Source organism: Frigoribacterium sp. AP1 (assembly GCF_056680555.1).
Genome location: NZ_CM155288.1, coordinates 1,703,276 through 1,719,002, shown reverse-complemented (window position 1 = coordinate 1,719,002; position 15,727 = coordinate 1,703,276). Strand labels below are relative to the sequence as shown.

The following is a 15,727-nucleotide window of genomic DNA, read 5'->3' as shown; positions in this document are numbered from 1 at the left end:
TCAGCCCACCCCCAGCAGCATGTCGGCGGCGTCGCCGGTCAACGAGGCCACGACACCGGGCAGCGCGAGGAAGACGCCGCCGGCCAGCATGACCGTCATGAGGATCTTGAGCGGGAAGCCCATCGCGTAGGCGTTGAGGGCCGGCGCGACGCGCGAGAGCAGCCCGAGGCCGACGTCGGCGAGGAAGAGCACGACGCAGAGCGGCCCGGCGATCTGGATGGTCGAGAGGAAGAGCTGGCTCACGCCGGTCGTCAGCAGCTCGACGGGACGGGAGAGGTCCATGCCGAGGCCGAGCGGGACGGCGTCGAACGAGCGGGTGAGTCCCCCGATGATCAGCTGGTAGCCCCCGGTCGCGAACATCAGCGCGAGTGCGGTCATCTGGAACAGCCGGGTGAACTGCGCGCCGTTGACCATCGACTGCGGGTCGAACGCCTGGGCGAGCGTGAAGCCGCCGAAGAGGTCGATCAGGCTGCCGGCCGCCTGCACCGCGGCGAAGGCGACGAACACCAGGAATCCCAGCACGGCGCCGACGACGAGCTCGAGCACGAGCGCCATGACGAACGGCCCCGTCTCGAGCGACACGTAGCCGGGGGTGACGCGCGGCGCGACGGCGAGCGCGAGCCCGATGCCGAGCATGGCCTTCACCCGCGCCGGGAACGCGCGGTACGAGAACGGAGGCGCGATCACGAGGAACGCGGTCATGCGCACGGCGGCGAGGAGGGTGGCCTCGAGCCAGCTGAGGTCGAACGACACGACGCGCCCCTACCCGCCGCTGAGCAGCTGGGGGATGCGGTCGAACACCATGGTCGTGAACGACACCATCTCGCTGATCATCCAGTGGCCCGTGACGATGAGCGCGATGCCGACGGCGACGGCCTTCGGCACGAACGAGAGGGTGACCTCCTGGATCTGGGTGATCGACTGCAGCAGCGAGATCGCGAAACCGACGACGAGCGAGGTGATCAGGACGGGCGCAGCGAGCTTGCCCGTGATGATCAGGGCCTGCATCGAGAGGTCGAGGACGGCGTTGGAATCCATCAGGCACCCACCTGGTAACTCTCGATGAGGCTCTTGATGATGAGGCCCCAGCCGTCGACGAGGACGAACAGCAGGATCTTGAACGGCAGCGAGATCATCACCGGCGGCAGCATCATCATGCCCATCGACATCAGCGCGGCGCTGACGACGAGGTCGATGACGAGGAAGGGGATGAAGATGACGAAGCCGATGATGAACGCGGCGCGCAGCTCGCTGATCATGAACGACGGGATGAGCGTGAGCATGGGCACGTCGGCCTGGCTGGCGGGGTTCGGCTGGTTCGCCGAGCGGGTCATCAGCGCGAGGTCCTCCTCGCGGGTGTGGGCGATCATGAACTCGCGCAGCGGGGCGATGCCGGCGTCGATCGCCCCCTGCAGGTCGAGGCGGCCGTCGAGGTAGGGCTGCACGGCGTCCGTGTTGATGTGGGTCAGGATCGGAGCCATGATGAACAGGCTCAGGAACAGGGCCAGCCCCGCGAGCACCTGGTTCGGCGGGATGGACGGCAGCGCGAGCGCGTTGCGTGTCATCGCGAGCACCACGAAGATCTTCGTGAACGACGTCATCATCAGCAACAGTGCGGGGGCGACGCTCAACAGCGTGATGCCGATCAGGGTGACGACGGCCTGGCTGGGTGCCCCGTCGGGGCCGTTGATGTCGATGTTCAGGCCGCCCGAGCCGGTGCCGTCGGACGTCGTCTGGTCGGTGTCGGTGAAGTCGGTGGGGGTCGTGCCCGTGGTGCCCTCGGTGCCGGTGCCGTCCGTGGCCGGGGCGGTGGGCGCGGTGGGGGCTGTCGGCGAGACGGGTGCCGCGTTGGCCTGCTGACCGATCAGCATCACGAGGGCGGACGCCACGACGAGCGCGAGCAGCGTGACGACGACCGCACGGGCGAACCGCGTGTCGGCGAAGCGCACGGGCACGGCCACCACGGAGCGGCCCAGGGGGGCTCCGTGCAGGCCGTCGTGCAGCGTCGGGCGGACGAGCCGGCGCAGGGCGGACGCGAAGGAGGGGCGGGTCGGGGACGCGGACGACCGGCGGCCGGTCATCCGGCTCGTCCGCTGCGCAGCACGGCTGCGGCCTGACGCCACGTGTCGGGGGCGAGGATCGAACCCTCGAGCGACTTCGCGGCCCGCCCGGTGCGGCGGTCGGCCGGGTCACGAGGCGCGCGGCCGCGGAGACCGGCCGTCGCGGCACGGCGGGCGGCACCGCGGGGGCGGAGCAGCTCGGCGGGGGTGGCGGAGGCCGACGCGAGGGACGGGGTCGTGGCGAGGGCCGGGACCGCCGAGGTCTCGGCCGACAGCACGGCGGCGAACGAGGCCGAGGGCGCCGGGGTCGCGACGGGCGCGATCGGGGTGACCCGCGCCTCCTGCACCGGCGTCGGCTCGTCGTCGGGCGCGCCCGACGGGACGAGTGTGAGAGGGGCGGACTCGACCGGACGGTCGGCGGCGGCCAGGACGGTCACCGACGACTCGGTCACGCCGAGCACGAGGCGCTCGCCCTCGACGTCGACCACGACGACGCTCGCCTTCGCGCCCACGCCCTGGCGGGCGACGACCGAGACCTGCGACGTGGCGCGGGTGACCCCGCGACCGCCCTTCACCAGGCGCTTCTGCAGCACCCAGAGCAGGGCGAGGACGACGCCCAACGAGAGGACGACCCGCAGGCCGACGACGACGGTGTCCACGATCAGGCGATGCCGTCGGCGACGTCGAGGATCTTGGTGATGCGGACGGCGTAGTCCTGGTCGACGACGACGACCTCGCCGTGCGCGATCAGGCGGCCGTTGAGCAGCACGTCGGCGGGGGCGCCGGCCGAGCGGTCGAGTTCGATGACCGCGCCGGGCTCGAGGCCCAGGACGTCGCGGACCGACATGCGGGTGCGGCCGATCTCGACCGTCAGCGCCATCTCGACGTTGTTGATGCGACCGAGGTTGCCGGTCGAGACGGCGCCCAGGGTCGGCACCACGGGCGACGATCCGCCGATCGTGCCGGTCTCGCGGAGGCGGAGGGCGAACCATCCGGCGGGCTGACCCGCGGCCGTGAGCTCGAAGACGACGGTCTCGGGGTCGGCCAGCAGGGCGTCGGCCGACTCGCGGCGGCTCTCGCCGAGCACGCCCGTGCCGAGAACGTCCGTCGCGGCCTCGAGCGCGGGACGCAGGACGTCCGAGACCGAGACCATCGGGTTGTCGGTGCCCGCGGCGGCGGCGAGCTGGTCCATGTCGGCCAGCAGGACCGCCGTGTCGGCCGAGACCGACCCGACGAACGAGGTGACCACGACGGACGAGCCCGCGAGGCGGAGGCCGTGGGCGGAGGCCGGGTCGACGGCCACGGCACGCAGGGGCGTGGGCGTCGGCAGCTGGGCGACCAGCGCCTCGACCGCCGCGGTGTGCAGGGTGATGGTCGTGCCGGTCATGAGGTTCCTTCTTCGGTGCCGGTCAGGGAGGTGGAGACGACGATGCCGGCCAGACGGGAGCCGGCGGCCCCGACGGCGGCGCGGCCGACGGGCTGGCCGTCGACGCTGATCTCGAGCGGTCGGTGCTGCGGGTGGGGCAGCGGCAGCAGGTCGCCGACTGCCAGCCCGAGCACGACGCTCGGCAGCACCGCGGCGGGGGCGAAGGTCAGCGAGACGCCGACCGGCACCGAGGCCAGCTGGGCGCCGAGCAGGTCCCGGGCGTCGGCGGCGTCGATCGTCGGGTTGGACTCGCCGAGCTGCGACAGCAGGACGTCGGCCGGGATCGCGACCGTGCCGGGTGCGACGCGCTCGCCGACGCGGATCTCGAACGAGGCCACGATCATGAGGTCGGACTTCTGCGCGGCCTGGGCGAACTGCGAGTTGTACTGGAACCCGCCGACGCTGATCGGGTCGGCGAGCATGGTGCCGAACGAGTAGCGCAGGTCGTCGAGGGCGTCGTCCATCAGGCGGCGCACGAGGGCCTGCTCGATGGGCGTGAAAGTGCGCTCGGGCAGGCTCGCCGGCTTGGCGGCCCCGAGCATGTGGCTGACCCAGGTCAGCGCGGCCGACGACGGGAACTGGATGACGGCCTTCGCGGAGACGCCCTCGAGGGTGCAGAGCACCATCGCGGTGGTCGCCGGCAGCGACGAGGCGTACTCGTCGTAGGTCAGCATCTGCACCTGGTCGCAGCTGACCGACGACAGCACGCGCACCTTGGCGGTGAGCTGCGTGCCCCACTGCCGCGCGAAGGTGTCGAAGGCCAGCTCGAGGACGCGCGAGTGCTCACGGGCGAGGGTGGTCGGACGGCGGAAGTCGTAGACCTCGACGGTCTTCTGCGGGCGCGTCGACGAGCCGACCGTCGCGGTCGGTGCGCTGCTGCCCGTCGGGGCGTCGAGGAGTGTCACGGACGGAGCTATCGGCCCGCCCCACCTGAGCGTTAGCCCAGGATCGGTCGTACCCCCCGGACTGGGTTGCCGTCGTCGAACTCGGTGCCGGGGTAGCGCCACCGGGCCGGAGGGGCCCGGCGGGGGTCAGTGGCCCGAGGACTCCTCCTTCTTCTCCGTCTTCTTCTCGGTCTTCTCGGTCTTCTCGGTCGTCGTCTCGGCCGCGGTGCCCGCCTTCGACGTGTCACCCGACTCGGCCGTGGTCGAGGTGCCGGCCGCCTGCTCGACGGTGGGGTTGCGACCGTCGGTCACCGCGCCTCCTGCGGCCGCCGCCGCCTGCTCGAGCTGCGGCAGCAGCGCGCTCACCGCGTCGGACTGGTTCGACAGGACGACGATGTCGACCCGACGGTTCGACGCGAGGTCGGCGTCGGTCGTGCCGGTGCTGAGGGGACGCGACGAGCCGAAGCCGACCGACTGGATGTGGTCGGCGCCCACGCCGCCGCGTTCGACCAGGTCGCGCAGCACCTGGGTGGCGCGGGCGGAGGAGAGCTCCCAGTTGGTCGCGAAGGGCGCGGTCGAGCTGCGCTGGTCGGCGTGCCCCTCGACCGAGACGTCGTGACCCGAGGTCTTCAGCACCGGCCCGATGGCGTTCATGACGTTGACGGCCGTGCCGCTCAGGTCGGCGCTGTTCGTGCCGAAGAAGGTCTCGGAGCCGATCAGGCGGACGGTGAGACCGCGGTCGTCGACGGCGAACTCGACGTCGGCGCTGAGCCCCGAGCCCTCGAGGTTCGCGGCGATCGCGGCCTTGATGGCGGTCAGGTCGTCGAGCTCGCCCTGGGCCGCGACGGTCGCGGCGGCGGCCTGTTCGGCGGTCTGGGCCTCGCCCGAGGCGGCGGCCTTGCTCAGGTCGGTCTCGTCGCCGGACGAGTAGCCCTTGCCCTCGGGGGTCACGTCGGAGGCGTTCACGACGGTGCCCGAGGCCGTGTCGACCTTGCCGACGTCGGTCTGACCGAAGCCGGTCGCGAGCGAGTTGCGCAGGGCGATGTACTTGTCCTGGTCGACGTTCGACATGGCGAACAGCACGATGAACATGCACATCAGCACGGTGATCATGTCCATGTACGAGGCCATCCAGCGCTCGTCGGGGTGCTCGTCCTCGGCGTGCCCCTTCTTCTTGCGTCCGCCACGTGCCCCGCTCATGCGGCCAGCCCCTGGTCGTCGCCGCCCTTCTTCGCGCCGGCCTTGGCCTTGCCGCCCTTGCCGCTCTTGCCGTCGCCGCCTTCGAGCGCGTGCGTCGGCACCATGGCCTTGAGGCGTTCGCCGAGGAGGCGCGGCTGGCTTCCCGCCTGGACCGCCAGGACCCCCTCCATCAGCAGCGTCATGCGCAGCTCGTCGAGGTCGGCCAGCTTCTTGAGGCGCGCACCGAGCGGCAGCCAGAGGAAGTTGGCGGTCAGCAGGCCCCACAGGGTCGCGACGAAGGCCGCGGCGATCATGTGGCCGAGCTCGTCGGGCTCGGCGAGGTTCTCGAGCACGTGGGTGAGGCTGACGACCGTGCCCACGATGCCGACCGTCGGGGCGTACCCGCCGAGGCTCATGAAGAACTTGCTGGCCGTGCGGTCGGCGGCGAGGCGGGATTCCATCTCGTCCTCGAGCAGGATGCGCAGCTCTTCGCCGTCGGTGCCGTCCGCGATGTTCTGCAGCGCGCCCTTCATGAAGGGGTCGTCGAGCTTCTCGGCCTCCTGCTCGAGCGAGAGCAGGCCCTCGCTGCGGGCCTTCTCGGCGAGCGACACGACACCGTCGATGACCGACTGCGGGGGGACGACCTTGCCGGTGAAGGCGCGGGTGATCTTCTTGAAGCTGAGGATCGCGTCCTTGATCGTCGTGCCGGCGATGCCGACGCCGATCGTGGCGCCGAAGACGAGGATGATCGGGGCCGGCAGCAGCAGCCCGGCGATGCTCACGCCCTCGAGCTGGATCATGCCGAAGAGGGCGCCCAGCGCGAGGACGATGCCGATGATCGTTGCGGGATCCACGGTCAGCGTCCCTGCGTGGTGTCGGCCGATGCGGCGGGCGCGGTCGGCACGGTCGGGGCGTGGGCGGCCGGAGCCTGCACGGCGGGACGGAACTCGGTGACGCGACCCGCGCCTCCTGGACCCGACGAGCCGCGGACGATGCCGAGCTGCGGGCCGGTCGAGGTGCGGTTGCCGAGGGCCTGGCTGGCCGGGGCGGTGGCCGACGGCTCGTCGTAGGCGAGCGAGACGATGCGAGCCCGGTAGCGGGCGATCATCTCGATGACCTCGGCCATCGGCTCGGTCACGACGTACTTGGCGCCGTCGACCATGATCAGGACCGTGTCGGGCGTCTCGTGGATGCGCTCGATGAGGTCAGGGTTGACAGCGAATCTGCTGTCGTTGAGTCGCGTGACGACGATCATCGGCCCGTCCTAGGTCTGTGTCTCCTGCCGCCGTCCGTGGGGCAGGTGTCGCTGCTCGTCCTGAGCGGCTACGGGTGACTATCGGCCGGGGGTGGCGGGGCGTTAGGTGCGGGTCGTCGATGTGTGTCCTCACGTGCGGCCGGTTGTCCACAGGCCCCCCACGCGGGTCGAACAGTCGGTATGGTGTGTGAAATTGCTCATATCGACGAGGGGAACCGCCGTGGCCGGGTACATGGACATCGATCTGGAGGCGCTGGGCGCGTTGGCGCGCGACCTCCAGACCCTGCACACCGACTTGTCGTCGGGCAGCGCCGGCGTGGCGGGTGAGGGCATCGGCTCGCCACGCCTGCAACAGGCCGTCACGGCGTTCGCCGACGACTGGGCGATCGCGCGCGGGCGCATGCTCGAGTCGATCGCGGCGGTCGGCGCCATGGCCGAGGGTGCGGCGAAGACCCTCACGCAGGCCGACGACGAGCTGGCGGCGGCGCTGACCCCGACCGACACGGCGGGTGCGGCATGAGCCGCCCGTGGGACTGGAGCCCTCTCGACCTGCCGTCCGACCCCGTGCCCGGTGACCCGACCGAGCTCCGTTCGTCGGCGGTCGCGGCTCGGGCCACGGGCACGTCGATCGAGACACAGTCGAGGAGGCTGCGTCGGTTGGCGAAGGCCGAGGGGTGGGACTCCGAGTCGGGCCGCACCTTCTCGACGTCGGCGGAGCCGCTCGCCGACGCGATCGACAAGGCGAAGCAGCGCTACCTCGACCTCGCCACGGCGCTCGACAGCTATGCGGACGGCCTCGAAGAGTTGCAGCGGCAGGCGGACGCCGCGCGCCTCGACGCCGACGAGGCGAAGGAGGCGCGGCGCACGGCCGACAAGTTCGTCGTCCCCGGCGAGACCGACCCGTTCGAGATCGACCGGCAAGAGGCCGCCCGGACGCGGGCCGTCGACCTCGCCGACACCGACCTCGCGGACGCGAAGGCGGTCATCACCCGCCTGGTCGGCACCGGGGGCGACACGGACGGCGAGTACGGCGCCCTCACCGACCAGGCGATCGCGGCGATCCGCCTGGCCGGCGACGACGAGCTGCGCGACACCTGGTGGGACGGGGTGAAGCAGGTGGTGCACGACGCTCAGGAAGCCCTGAACATCACCAAGGACGTCCTCAGCGTTCTCGGCTTCGTCCTCGGTATTGCTGCGATGTTCGCCGGCCCTTTCGCGCCGTTGTTGCTCGGGCTCTCGATAGCCATGGCCGCCCTGTCGCTTCTGATCACCCTGGCCCAGGCCGTGGTCGGCGACGCGACCCCTGCGGACGTGCTCGGCGATCTTGCCAACCTCGGCATGGCGTGCGTCGGCCTGGGAGGGCTTCGCGCCGTCAGCCGGGCCGTGTCGGCGACGAAGACGTCGGTGACCCATTCCGGTGCCGCCATGCGGGCCAACGCAGTTGCGCCGAGGCACGCCAATGCCGTCAGGGCGCAAGCTCGGCGCGAGCTCTCGGCCCAAGCCGACGCCATCGGGCGTAACCCTCTGGTTCGATTCGTGGACGAGATGGTCGGCGGCGGTGGCCTCGAACTCGTCCTCGTCCGCCGCCTGGCACGAGGTGGCCCGTCCGCCACCGCCCACTTCGGTCCAGGCATCCTCTGGGCCGGAGTCAGCGGTCCCGTCGGACTCGTGGGGCACGTGGGCGATGTCGTCACGATGAAGACGATCGTGTCCGACCTCGTCGATGGGTCGTACCAGCAGAAGCGGCGCGCACCGCTCGTGGGCTCTCTGTGATGCGGAGCGCTTTCTCGCTGACTTTCCCCGTCTCCTGGCAACGTGCCGACCTCCGAAGAGACAGCATCGTCGAATGCGAGCGTCTGTCCAGGGCTGCCTTTGAAGCACTTCCCGACAGGGATTCACGAGAGGTGGTGCTCGCCCGACGCCGATTCCAGGAAGCACTCCTGCTTCCAGTCACACGAGCGCGTGCGAGCGGAGCGCTCGATCTGTACTTCACGGCCGGGACGTCGCGGACAGGCATCGGGCCGATGTCGCTCATGTCCTTCGTTGCCAATGTTGGCAAGCAGGAAGGCGAGTCGGCGGCGGCTCTGATCCGACTGGGACTGCCATCGACGTCGATCAGCGTCTTCGAGACCCGAGGAATGACCTGGTCTCGGTCGATCCAGCGCATGAGCAAGACGGTCGGCGAGTGGAGCACAGTCCTGCGCGAGGGATTCGCCCATGATGCGACCGCTGGCAGGGCCCTATCGTCGGACATCTTGTCGCAGGGCTCCGTCCACTACGCGACGGGCATCCCTGGGTCGCCGGGGGACTTCCTCGTCCTGTCCGGGTCCGCACTCGGGACGTCGTTGCTGGGCGCCCAGATCGCGCATCTCGACTCGATCGTCAGGACGTTCTCGTGGACGGGCTGATGGCAACACGGGCCATGGTCCCCTTCATCACGGCGACGGCGAGGAGCCCTGTCCTCGCGGGAGCTCGGGCTCGCGTCGCCACAGGGGTCGATGACGACGACGCCATCGTCGTCGCCACTCATCGGGGTCGCCTTCGGACCCTCGCCCGAAAGGAGGACGTCATCCGGGCGGGCTGGAGCTCATCCGAGTCGCGGGCATTCCCGCTGACTCCGTTCGGACAAGAAGGCGCTGCGTGGATCGAGACCAGGCAGGGCACCTTCGTCTGGCCCCTTCACGAGTGGTGGCCGGGGCACCGATACCTTCATCCCGACCTCATGATGCGGAGTGCCGGGTTTGCCTCCCTTGCCGCCCACCTTGACGTTCCCTTGACCGGCGCTGGCCCGTCACTGACAGGAACCCCCGCACCCGGTGACCTCGTCCTCGTCGGCCTCCGGCCCACCCGGGAGAAGCGCGTCTGGCTCGGCGTCGAGGTGGCCGCCACGATCGCAGTCGTACTCTCGTTCCTCGTGGTCGCCGTGACCTCCTGGCTGGCCACGCGATCAAAAGACACGTCATTTCTCGTCGTCGGCGAGACCGTTCTCTGCATCGCGCTCGTCGGCGCGGGCATGACGGTCTTGGCGTCGTGCATCGAGTGGCTGCCATCGGTGACCGGTCGCCACCGTCGAGAAGACCGCGTCCAACCACGATCGCCACGCCGGTTCTCGCTCCGAGCCTGCCTCTGGGTGGATGCGGGTGGGTTGCACCTGCGAGACCAGCTGTCCGTCGGCATGGATTTCATCACCGCCGCCACCCGGAGCGGTTCCGGCGCCGAGCTGGTGTCTTACAGCCTTCGCTCCCGAAAGACGGCGGGGCTCCTCACGTTCGTCGACCGGGCAGGTGTCGAGCGGGTGACGTTGCCCATGACGCTGTGGGCACCGGACGAAGCTGCTCGTGCCCACCTGTTCACGCTCTTGGACTCGGCCGGACTCACGAGGGCGAAACACCGGGGACAAGCACCCCGGGCGGCCCGTTCGTTCGGGCCCGAATATCACCGAGGCTTGCACATCGACGCAGCGGCGGGGCACAGCGCCTTGCAGACACGAATGCTCGCCCCGAGTGTCCGCCTCATCGCCCTGTTGCTCGTCGGGCTTGTCTTCCTCCGCTCGAACGCGGGCCAGACTCTCGAGCCCTCGCAGACCGAGCTGCTGGTCGGGGTGGCGACGGCCGTCGTGGTCATCGCCGTTGTCGCTTTCACGAGTGTTCTCGCCCGCTTGATGGCCCTGTCCCGATCGACGTCCACCACCAACCGCCACGGCAGCGGCTTACGAACGAAGAGGGCCGAGTGAACATCACCGTGACCCACGACAACGCGTGGCAGCTCATTCACGACAGACACTCGCCTGAGAGGGTTGACCAGTCCAACTCTCATGAGCTGCCAGGCGCGGAAGAACTCGTGGCGGCACTCAGGGGTTTCGACTTGGCCTGGGCGCGCATCGATGCATCAGCCGGCCTCATCGGCTGGGCGACCCTTGTCATCGTGCGAGAGGGGGACGAGATCTCTTGTCCGCACCTCGACGCTCAAGGTCAGGGCCCGAGGACTGGTAGACCCGACCACGACCATCCCTCCACGGTCATGGGGCCTGCCTGCCGAACGGAGCACGTGCGCGTCCTCGGACTCGACCTGGAACCGACGTCGTGTGTCGCCGTCACACGCGTCACGTGGTCATGGGTCGTCTTCGCAGCGGACGGCACCCGTCAAGTCGCTCTCCTCGTCACCGAATGCCCACACCCCCAGCCCGCGGATCTCGTCGTTCCCGAAGTGGACGACATGGCAAGGCACCTGCGGATCTCGAGGTCGGCGTGAGTCGTCACACGTCCCCGACTCGACAGGGTGACGGCATAGAACATGTCCTACGGCCACGGTGGCGACACTATGCACGAAACGGGGTCCTCTCGGTCGGACCGACGGGCCTCATCCCGTTCTCCGTTCGGGACTCGGCGGTGGGCTGGGCTCTTGCAGCAGTCGTCCTGGTGCTCGTTGTCGGCGGTATCGGCCTCTACGTGGTGACCACCCGCGTCGTTTTGCACGACGACGGGTTGAGCTACTCGCGCTTCTTCTTGACTCGACATGTCCCTAGGACTCGTCCGACGGCCGGAATCTTCGCCAATGTGGATGGTCCTCGACCCGTTCTTCGTCTCATCCTGGGACGGGGCAAGCAGCCCATCGTGCGGCTGACGGGTGCCTACTGGGCCACCCCTGACCTGGAACGGATCGCGCGCCACTTTCCTCTCAGGTACTCCAACAGCAATGGCCTGCTGAGCCCTGCAGAAGCAGACGCCCTCGCACCAGGCATGCTGTCGCCCCTACAACGACACCCTTGGGCGACCCTCGTCATCGCCGTTTCCCTGACCATGATCACCGCGGTCCTTCTGGGTGTCGCCATCTGGTCATTCTGGGCTCCCCCGGGCGTCGCGGCGGCCAGCGCATGACGCCCGACCAAGACCTGGGGTTGATCATCCGTCCCTCACCCATCTGGCGATCACTCTTCGGGGTGGCGGGTCAGGTACTGCCCCATGACTCGAGTCCGGTCATCGGACTGCGGACGACCTCGGGAGAACAAGGCGCGATGGCCGCATTCGCGGCCCCAGGGCGTCAGGGCTCGAACCCGAGCGCCTGGGCCGCCATCTAAGCCGTTCCACCAACGACCCTGCATCAGACATCACCCCCAGAGGAAGAAGAACCATGACCAGCAGTCCCCTCACGTCCGCCGTCACCTACCGCCCGGATTGGTCGCACTTCTGGGCGAAGGCCAAAGGCCGACTCGTCCTGATACCCCTCGCCTTCCTGATCGGCTGGAACCGCATGGGAATGACCGTCGTCCCGTACCTTCTCGTCCTGCTGGTCATTCTGGTGGGCGGCCTGTGGATCTACCTCCGGACGACGAGCATCACCGTGTCCGAAACGGCGGTGGCCCGGCGTTGGTGGGGACGCACCACGACCGTCGAGTTCGACGGCTCACAGCGCGGCATCCTCTGCATGCTCAACTTCGGCGTACAGAACCTCGGATACCTCGCCGTCCGGGACGGCAAGGGCCGCCGACTCGTCCTCACCGAGGCCAACTGGCCCGGAGAACAATTGCTCGCGATCGCCCAGCACGCACGACTCACGATCATGCCGGCCGATCAGGTCTTCTCGGGCAAGAACGCCGCCGCCATCGTGCCCGGCGTCGTTCCCCTGACGACCCGACGTCCGGTGCTCTGCGCCCTCGTGGCCCTCGCCGGCCTCGTCGCCGTCGTCGTGCCGATCGCCATGCTGATGGCCGGCGCGGCCTGATCGCTCCAGCAGGACACCGTCGAGTGGACGAGATGCCGTGGCGCGCGGCGGTGCCTCGTCCACTCGACGGTACGGCAGGCTGAGTGGCAGGAGGCGCGGCGCGTCACGTGCGCGAAACAGGGGGCTGGCAGGATGTGCCGGTGACCCACGAACCCCTAGACGAGTCGCGCCCCGGCACCACCCCCGCCGCCCGCGCCGACGACGTCACCCGCACCTCCTCCGCCACCCCGACAGCGAGCACGGCCCGCGCCGCGAGCGCCGTACCGAACGCCGTCGGCAGCGACGACGCGTCTGCGCCCGAGTCCTCCCCCGCCGGCCTGCCGGACGCCGCGACCCCCGACGCCGCCGCGCCGGCTCGCCACGGCATCGACGACCCGGCCCTGACGGGCTCGATCGAGACCGTCGACTCGACGAAGCACTCGTTCCCCGAGAACGTGATGGGCGTCGTCACCGGCGTCTTCCTCGCCTCGTTCGGGCTCTTCCTGCTCAAGGAGAGCGGGGCGGTCTCGGGCGGCACGGCCGGGCTCGCGCTGCTGACCAGCTACGCCACGGGCTGGACCTTCGGGGTGCTGTTCATCCTGGTCAACGTGCCGTTCTTCGCCCTGGCGGTGTGGAAGAAGGGGTGGCCGTTCACCCTCCGCACGGTGCTGACCGTGGTCATGCTCTCCGCGTTCTCGTACCTGCACCCCCTGATGTTCGACATCGACGGCATCAACCCGATCTACGGCACCCTCGGAGGCAACCTGCTCGTCGGCGTGGGGCTGTTGATCCTCTTCCGCCACGGGGCGAGCCTCGGCGGCATCAACATCCTCGCGCTCGTCCTGCAGGAACGCGCCGGGCTGCGCGCCGGCTACGTCCAGATGGGCTTCGACGTCCTGATCGTGCTGACCTCGCTGACCGTCGTCTCACCGTGGATCGTGCTGCTCTCGGCCCTCGGCGCCGTCGTGCTGAACCTCGTCCTCGCGATGAACCACAAGGCCGGCCGGTATGTCGGCCACACGTGATCACAACTTTCTGCCAGACTTTCGTGCGCGACCGGTCTGTTTGAGGCATTCTCGTCTCGAAGCGGTCACTCTCGTCTTGCACGTCCCCGGACGTCACACCACCTAGGAGTCTCATGTCCAACAACACCGCCATGCCCCAGTCCGCCGGCACCGCCGCGGGCTACAACGTCCTCGCGATCGTCGGGTTCATCCTGGCCTTCGTCTTCAGCCTCGCCGGCCTGATCGTCAGCCTGATCGCCCTGTCGCAGATCAAGAAGACCGGCGAGCGCGGCCACGGCCTCGCCCTGGCCGGCGTCATCCTCAGCGCCGTCTTCCTCGTCGGCGGCATCATCATCGGCATCTCGGCCTTCAGCGCCGGGATGGCACAGGTCCAGACCTACTAGGTCGATCGACCCCGGCACACCAGCCGGGGAGCACAGGAGGCGCGGTGTCTGCAGAGCAGGCACCGCGCCTCCTTCGCGTCCCGGGCGGGCGCCCCGCCTGACACGGGTTCCACCTCGGGAGGGATCGCGGACGTCGGTGGCCGCCGTTAGCGTGTGGGCATGCGACGGTGTCTCGGCGAGGTGGACGGCACACGCGCTGTGCCTTCCTCTCCGGGGCTACCCCGGGGCACGCAGATCGACCACGGCACCGCTCCGCAGGCCGGTGACCGCGCTTCGCGCGGCTCGCGGCCCGCACCGATGCACGAGTCGCCGAGGCACCGCCGCAGCTACTCGCCCGGCCGGGCGGGCCCGGGGTGAGCGTCCCCTCGGCCGTCTCGGCCCGCGAGCCCGACCCGGGCCCCGATGCCGTGGCGACCGCCCTCGCCGCCGCCCTGCTCGGCTCGGAGTGGTCGGTCCGCGGGCTCGCTGCCGCAGCCGCCGAGGCGATCGACGGGCCCGCGCGCTTCTGGCGTCCGCTGGCCCGAGACCTCGTCCGCGCCCTGCCCCGGGCACCGCTCGACGACCCCCGCACGCTCGCCGCCCTCATCCGCCGCGACCCGTCCTTCACCGAGGCGGCGGCCGAGGCCCGGAGGCGCGGCCGTCCGCTACGCATCGTCCACCACGTGCCCGTGAGGCAGGAGGCGCGCTCGGCCGACCCGCGCCTCCTGCGTCTGGGCACCGTGGCCGACGTCGCCCGCCTGCTGCACCTGACCGTGGGCGAGCTCGACTGGTTCGCCGACCCGGGCCGGTGGCACCGCCGCGTCGAACGTGGCCCCCTGCAGCACCACCGGTACGAGTGGCGGGCGCGGCCCGGACGCACGCCACGACTGCTCGAGGTCCCCGGCTTCCGGCTGCGCGACCTGCAACGCGTCGTGCTCGACGAGGTGCTGGCGGCGGTCCCGCTGCACGACGCGGCGCACGGGTTCGTCCCCGGGCGCAGCGCGGTCACGGGGGCCCGGCAGCACGTCGGGCGTGAGGTCGTGATCGCCCTCGACCTGACCTCGTTCTTCGCCCGGGTCACCGCCGGCCAGGTGTTCGGTGCCCTGCGCCGCGAGGGACTGCCCGATGCCGTCGCCCACGTGCTCACCGGGTTGTGCACGACCTCCGTGCCGCCGGGCGTGCTCTCGCGCATGCCCCCGGGAGGCAGCCCCGAACAGCGGTTCGCCCTGCGTCGCGCACTCGCCGTCGCACATCTCGCCCAGGGTGCGCCGACCTCTCCGACCCTGGCGAACGTGGCGATCCGGCGGCTCGACTCGCGGCTCGACGGGTACGCCCGGGCGGCCGGCGCGACCTACACGCGGTACGCCGACGACCTCGTGTTCAGCGGCGACGCGGCGTTCGCGGCGCGGGCCGACGCGTTCGTGCGGGGCGTCGGACGCATCGTCGGCGACGAGGGACACCTTCTCAACCCGGCCAAGACCCGGGTGCGCGGGGCGGCCACGCGACAGGTCGTCACCGGCGTGGTGGTCAACCAGGGCACCAACACGGTGCGCTCCGAGTACGACCGGCTGCGGGCCGTGCTGCACAACGCCGCCACCACGGGGCTCGAGGCGCAGAACCGGGCCGGGTACCCGGACTTCGCCGCCCAGCTGTGGGGGCGCATCGGCTGGGTCGAGCAGCTGAACCCCGGGCGCGGGGCCCGGTTGCGCGCCGCGTTCGCGCGCGTCCCCCGCTGACTGGCACCGCGCCTCCTGGGTGACGCCGCGCCTCCGGACGACGAACGCACCGCGTTTCGTGCGGCACACCCGGTCTCGATCGGGTGAGGTGCACGAAACG

Annotated in this window: 19 protein-coding genes; 10 read left to right on the top strand and 9 right to left on the bottom strand. The window is 70.3% G+C overall.

The window, feature by feature from the left end:
- The 9 genes from AC1MBW_RS08280 to AC1MBW_RS08240 form a co-directional block, all read right to left on the bottom strand.
- Entirely contained in the window at window positions 1–753 is a 753-nt protein-coding gene (locus tag AC1MBW_RS08280; protein WP_255349758.1) for a flagellar biosynthetic protein FliR, read from the bottom strand.
- A gap of 9 nt (window positions 754–762) precedes the next feature.
- Window positions 763–1,038 carry a flagellar biosynthesis protein FliQ gene (fliQ, locus tag AC1MBW_RS08275; RefSeq protein ID WP_043596053.1) on the bottom strand — a complete coding sequence of 92 codons (276 nt, stop codon included), beginning with the start codon at window positions 1,036–1,038 and terminating at the stop codon, window positions 763–765.
- Window positions 1,038–2,081, bottom strand: a complete 1,044-nt coding sequence (gene fliP / locus AC1MBW_RS08270; protein WP_480024149.1) for a flagellar type III secretion system pore protein FliP — start codon at window positions 2,079–2,081, stop codon at window positions 1,038–1,040. The genes fliQ and fliP overlap by 1 nt, the downstream gene beginning before the upstream one ends.
- Window positions 2,078–2,719 (bottom strand): FliO/MopB family protein, encoded by a 642-nt coding sequence (locus AC1MBW_RS08265; protein WP_480024148.1) that lies wholly within the window; start codon window positions 2,717–2,719, stop codon window positions 2,078–2,080. The genes fliP and AC1MBW_RS08265 overlap by 4 nt, the downstream gene beginning before the upstream one ends.
- A 2-nt stretch (window positions 2,720–2,721) precedes the next feature.
- Window positions 2,722–3,447: a flagellar motor switch protein FliN gene (gene fliN, locus AC1MBW_RS08260; RefSeq protein ID WP_480024147.1), complete on the bottom strand. Its 726-nt coding sequence runs from the start codon at window positions 3,445–3,447 to the stop codon at window positions 2,722–2,724.
- Window positions 3,444–4,391 (bottom strand): flagellar motor switch protein FliM, encoded by a 948-nt coding sequence (locus AC1MBW_RS08255; RefSeq protein ID WP_480024146.1) that lies wholly within the window; start codon window positions 4,389–4,391, stop codon window positions 3,444–3,446. The genes fliN and AC1MBW_RS08255 overlap by 4 nt, the downstream gene beginning before the upstream one ends.
- A 126-nt stretch (window positions 4,392–4,517) precedes the next feature.
- Window positions 4,518–5,570, bottom strand: a complete 1,053-nt coding sequence (locus AC1MBW_RS08250; protein ID WP_480024145.1) for an OmpA/MotB family protein — start codon at window positions 5,568–5,570, stop codon at window positions 4,518–4,520.
- Entirely contained in the window at window positions 5,567–6,403 is an 837-nt protein-coding gene (locus AC1MBW_RS08245; RefSeq protein WP_480024144.1) for a motility protein A, read from the bottom strand. Before AC1MBW_RS08245 ends, AC1MBW_RS08250 begins: the two co-directional genes overlap by 4 nt.
- Before the next feature lie 2 nt (window positions 6,404–6,405).
- Window positions 6,406–6,804, bottom strand: coding sequence for a flagellar FlbD family protein (locus AC1MBW_RS08240; protein ID WP_480024143.1), 399 nt, complete (start codon window positions 6,802–6,804; stop codon window positions 6,406–6,408).
- 232 nt (window positions 6,805–7,036) lie between these two features.
- Here AC1MBW_RS08240 and AC1MBW_RS08235 point away from each other — a divergent pair, with 232 nt between their 5' ends.
- From AC1MBW_RS08235 to AC1MBW_RS08190, 10 genes are all read left to right on the top strand, one after another.
- Window positions 7,037–7,324: a hypothetical protein gene (locus AC1MBW_RS08235; RefSeq protein ID WP_054146301.1), complete on the top strand. Its 288-nt coding sequence runs from the start codon at window positions 7,037–7,039 to the stop codon at window positions 7,322–7,324.
- Window positions 7,321–8,577: a hypothetical protein gene (locus AC1MBW_RS08230; protein WP_480024142.1), complete on the top strand. Its 1,257-nt coding sequence runs from the start codon at window positions 7,321–7,323 to the stop codon at window positions 8,575–8,577. Before AC1MBW_RS08235 ends, AC1MBW_RS08230 begins: the two co-directional genes overlap by 4 nt.
- Before the next feature lie 251 nt (window positions 8,578–8,828).
- Window positions 8,829–9,212, top strand: a complete 384-nt coding sequence (locus AC1MBW_RS08225) for a hypothetical protein (protein ID WP_480024141.1) — start codon at window positions 8,829–8,831, stop codon at window positions 9,210–9,212.
- Entirely contained in the window at window positions 9,212–10,537 is a 1,326-nt protein-coding gene (locus AC1MBW_RS08220) for a hypothetical protein (protein WP_480024140.1), read from the top strand. Before AC1MBW_RS08225 ends, AC1MBW_RS08220 begins: the two co-directional genes overlap by 1 nt.
- Window positions 10,534–11,055, top strand: coding sequence for a hypothetical protein (locus AC1MBW_RS08215; RefSeq protein WP_480024139.1), 522 nt, complete (start codon window positions 10,534–10,536; stop codon window positions 11,053–11,055). Before AC1MBW_RS08220 ends, AC1MBW_RS08215 begins: the two co-directional genes overlap by 4 nt.
- Window positions 11,056–11,222: 167 nt before the next feature.
- Entirely contained in the window at window positions 11,223–11,681 is a 459-nt protein-coding gene (locus tag AC1MBW_RS08210) for a hypothetical protein (RefSeq protein WP_480024138.1), read from the top strand.
- 253 nt (window positions 11,682–11,934) lie between these two features.
- Window positions 11,935–12,525, top strand: coding sequence for a hypothetical protein (locus AC1MBW_RS08205; RefSeq protein WP_480024137.1), 591 nt, complete (start codon window positions 11,935–11,937; stop codon window positions 12,523–12,525).
- Between the two features lie 380 nt (window positions 12,526–12,905).
- A complete protein-coding gene (locus tag AC1MBW_RS08200; protein ID WP_480026091.1) occupies window positions 12,906–13,529 on the top strand; it encodes a DUF6198 family protein in 624 nt (207 codons plus the stop codon).
- Window positions 13,530–13,642: 113 nt separating this feature from the next.
- Window positions 13,643–13,912 carry a DUF4190 domain-containing protein gene (locus AC1MBW_RS08195; RefSeq protein ID WP_054146307.1) on the top strand — a complete coding sequence of 90 codons (270 nt, stop codon included), beginning with the start codon at window positions 13,643–13,645 and terminating at the stop codon, window positions 13,910–13,912.
- A 353-nt stretch (window positions 13,913–14,265) separates the two neighbouring features.
- Window positions 14,266–15,627: a reverse transcriptase family protein gene (locus tag AC1MBW_RS08190; protein WP_480024136.1), complete on the top strand. Its 1,362-nt coding sequence runs from the start codon at window positions 14,266–14,268 to the stop codon at window positions 15,625–15,627.
- Window positions 15,628–15,727: the final 100 nt, after the last annotated feature.

Coding starts and splice junctions, on each gene's coding strand:
- AC1MBW_RS08205 (WP_480024137.1), top strand. CDS start 11,935: ATGACCAGCAGTCCCCTCACGTCCGCCGTCACCTACCGCCCGGATTGG.
- fliP (WP_480024149.1), bottom strand. CDS start 2,081: ATGACCGGCCGCCGGTCGTCCGCGTCCCCGACCCGCCCCTCCTTCGCG.
- fliQ (WP_043596053.1), bottom strand. CDS start 1,038: ATGGATTCCAACGCCGTCCTCGACCTCTCGATGCAGGCCCTGATCATC.
- AC1MBW_RS08250 (WP_480024145.1), bottom strand. CDS start 5,570: ATGAGCGGGGCACGTGGCGGACGCAAGAAGAAGGGGCACGCCGAGGAC.
- AC1MBW_RS08230 (WP_480024142.1), top strand. CDS start 7,321: ATGAGCCGCCCGTGGGACTGGAGCCCTCTCGACCTGCCGTCCGACCCC.
- AC1MBW_RS08235 (WP_054146301.1), top strand. CDS start 7,037: ATGGACATCGATCTGGAGGCGCTGGGCGCGTTGGCGCGCGACCTCCAG.
- AC1MBW_RS08195 (WP_054146307.1), top strand. CDS start 13,643: ATGTCCAACAACACCGCCATGCCCCAGTCCGCCGGCACCGCCGCGGGC.
- fliN (WP_480024147.1), bottom strand. CDS start 3,447: ATGACCGGCACGACCATCACCCTGCACACCGCGGCGGTCGAGGCGCTG.
- AC1MBW_RS08240 (WP_480024143.1), bottom strand. CDS start 6,804: ATGATCGTCGTCACGCGACTCAACGACAGCAGATTCGCTGTCAACCCT.
- AC1MBW_RS08220 (WP_480024140.1), top strand. CDS start 9,212: ATGGCAACACGGGCCATGGTCCCCTTCATCACGGCGACGGCGAGGAGC.
- AC1MBW_RS08225 (WP_480024141.1), top strand. CDS start 8,829: ATGTCGCTCATGTCCTTCGTTGCCAATGTTGGCAAGCAGGAAGGCGAG.